The organism is Streptomyces alkaliphilus (assembly GCF_014141535.1).
Classification (GTDB): Bacteria; Actinomycetota; Actinomycetes; order Streptomycetales; family Streptomycetaceae; genus Streptomyces; species Streptomyces alkaliphilus.
Window position 1 is genome coordinate 1 of sequence record NZ_VKHT01000703.1, and the last position, 2794, is coordinate 2794.

General features: G+C 71.7%; 2 protein-coding genes. One reads left to right on the forward strand and one right to left on the reverse strand.

What is annotated here, in order from left to right:
* The coding region (locus tag FNQ90_RS18690) for an RDD family protein (protein WP_182607429.1) at positions 1 to 946 on the reverse strand (946 nt) is incomplete at its 3' end.
* Between the two features lie 235 nt (positions 947 to 1181).
* Between FNQ90_RS18690 and FNQ90_RS18695 the strand changes: the two genes are divergently transcribed.
* Positions 1182 to 2189 carry a stage II sporulation protein M gene (locus FNQ90_RS18695; RefSeq protein WP_182607430.1) on the forward strand — a complete coding sequence of 336 codons (1008 nt, stop codon included), beginning with the start codon at positions 1182 to 1184 and terminating at the stop codon, positions 2187 to 2189.
* Positions 2190 to 2794 lie beyond the last annotated feature (605 nt).

The window sequence follows — 2794 nt, forward strand, 5'->3', positions numbered from 1 at the left end:
GTGCCGACCCGGTGGGAGCGGGGGGAGCGAACCCGGGCACGGCGGCCGGGAGAGCGGCTACCGGAGCCCCGTCGGGCCCCGTCGTCCCCATACCCGCGGGAGAACCCCCGCCGGGAGCGGGGCGCGGGCCCGCGTACGGGGGTGTGCCCGGACCGCCGGACCCACCGAGGGCCCATCGCAACTCCGGCGGCACCGGCCGATCCCGGAAGGTGCGCGCGATCTCCCGCCGCTGCCGTTCCCCCGCCACCGCCGCCAGGTAGGAAGCCGGGTGCTCACCGGGAGGCGGCGGCGAACCGAGCCGCGCCGCCAACTCGTCGGCCAGCCCCACCCCCATCGACCACGCCACCCGCGAGTCCAGCTTCGGCAAGCGGGTGAGGTACTGACGGATCGCCAGCCACATGCCGTCCGGCACGTTCGACAGGTCCAACGCCGCGAACCGGTCCGCCAGGTGCGGCGGCGGGGACGGCAGCACGGTCGTCCGACCGGTGGGGATCCGCTCGCGCACCACCAACGTCCCGGCGAAGACGTCCCCCAGACGACGGCCGCGCGCCGACACCAGTGAGGCGACGGTGGCGATCACGCCGAAGGTCGCCAGGATCTCCAGGAAACCGACCAGCGCCCGGACGAAGGCGTGCCGGAACCGGATGGGACCACCGTCGTCCCGCACCACCCGCAGTCCCAGCGCCAGCTTGCCGAGGGACCGTCCCTGGCTCAGCGTCTCCACGGCCATCGGCACCCCGATGAGCACCAGGACCAGCATCGTCACCTGCACGGCGGCCAGGGCGGCCCCGCCGAGCGCGACCACCTGGCTCGTCACCAGAAGGTTGAGCAGGAGGTAGGCGGTCACCAGCACCGCCAGGTCGAGGGAGACCGCGATGGCCCGGCTCGGCAGTTTGGCCGGTTGCAGCCCGAGCACCACGGCGTCGCCGGTGACCAGTTGGCTCATCGTGTTCGAACCCCTCCCGTGGTGGTCCACCGGGCCGGCCGGGCGCCCGACGGTCGAGCGACGACCGCCCCACGATGTCCCGCCACGGACGGGACGGCGTCCCCTCCAGTCTGCCGTTCCGAACCCCTGCGCGCCGCACCGCCCCGGGTGGAGCCGCGGGGACCGGACAACAACCGGGTGTCGTTCGAGCGGTCCGCTCGACATCCACCCCGGTCGTTCTGAGAGGGTCGGGGACATGGACCTCGATGTGTTCGTCGCCGCCCACCGGGCCGAGTGGGACCGTCTCGACCAGTTGCAGCGCCGTCGTCGTCGCCTCACCGGCGCCGAGGCGGACGAGATGGTCGCGCTGTACCAGCGCACCGCGACGCACCTGTCCATGCTGCGCGCGCAGGCCCCCGACCCGGTGGTGATGAACCGCCTGACCACCCTCGTCGCCCGGGCGCGCAGCGGGGTGGTCGGGGCCCGCCGCTCGACCTGGCGGGACGCGGTGCACTACTTCACCGCCGGGTTCCCGGCGGCCTGCTACCGCACCCGGAACTGGTGGGTGCCCACCGCGTTCGCCTTCATCCTGGTGACCGTGTTGGTGGGATGGTGGATCGCGGCCTCCCCCGAGGTACAGGCGAGCATCGGGGCCCCGGAGGAGCTCCGGGAGATGACCAGGCCCGGGGGCGCCTACGAGACCTACTACACCGAGAGCGCGGCGGTGGCCTTCTCCGCACAGGTGTGGACCAACAACGCCTGGGTCGCGGCCATCTCCCTCGCCTTCGGTGTCCTGCTGGGCATCCCGGTGATCTGGGTGCTGCTGCTGAACGCCGTGAACGTCGGCATCGGCCTCGGGTTGATGGCGGGAGCCGGCCGGTTGGACGTCTTCCTGGGGCTGATCCTCCCGCACGGGTTGCTGGAGCTGACGGCCGTCTTCGTGGCGGCGGGGGTCGGCCTGCGCCTGGGGTGGACGGTCATCGATCCGGGGCCGCGCAGCCGCCGGGTCGCCCTGGCGACCGAGGGGCGGGCGGCGCTGGGCATGGCGATCGGCCTGATGGTCGTGCTCTTCGTGTCCGGACTCATCGAGGGCTTCGTGACTCCCTCGGGCCTGCCGACCTGGGCCCGCGTCACCATCGGGGTGGTGGCCCTGCTCGCCTTCCTGGTCTATGTCTTCGTGCTCGGGCGACGGGCGGCGGAGGCGGGCGAGACGGGGGACACCCGGGCCGCGGACGTCGGTGACCGTCTCCCCGAGGTGGCCTGAGGCCGTGGTCCGGGGCTGTGGCCCGGCTCCGGTATCGCCGCCGCCTCCGGGCCGCTTCCGGGCCGGGGCGAGCCGCTCCGGAACCGCCGGGCCGGCCGGGGTTGACACGGGGGTCATCCGTCCGTAACGTACTTCGAGCTGCCACTGACGCGGAGGCCGAGCCCCGCATGTCGGTGGCACGCGTGTCGCCCGGATTCGCTTCCGGTTGCGACAGCCACCTTCGCGGGACCAACTCCTCGAACGATCTCGAACGGGTCGTCGTCTTCGCATTGTGCGGATGCGTCGGATCGCGGTATTACCGTGCATTCGCGTGTCCGTGTGCGGAAATGGCTCCGGGCCCGATTTTGAATCGGGCGGGGGAATGTTCTACGGTGGTGGCAACGCCGGAGGGCGGAAAGCTCACGCCGGAGGGCGGTAAAACACTTGAACTCCCGTCGACCGGGAGCCGGATCCGAGGGAAATCGGATGTGGTAGAGTCGGAAACACCGAAGGGAAGCGCCCGGAGGACGAACCCGCCGAATGGTGGGGGAAGTTCCGAAGGAAGCGTCCGTTCCTTGAGAACTCAACAGCGTGCCAAAAGTCAACGCCAGATATGTTGATACCCC

Excerpts from the sequence above, each read along its gene's own strand:
- FNQ90_RS18695 (WP_182607430.1), top strand. The coding sequence starts at position 1,182 with ATGGACCTCGATGTGTTCGTCGCCGCCCACCGGGCCGAGTGGGACCGT.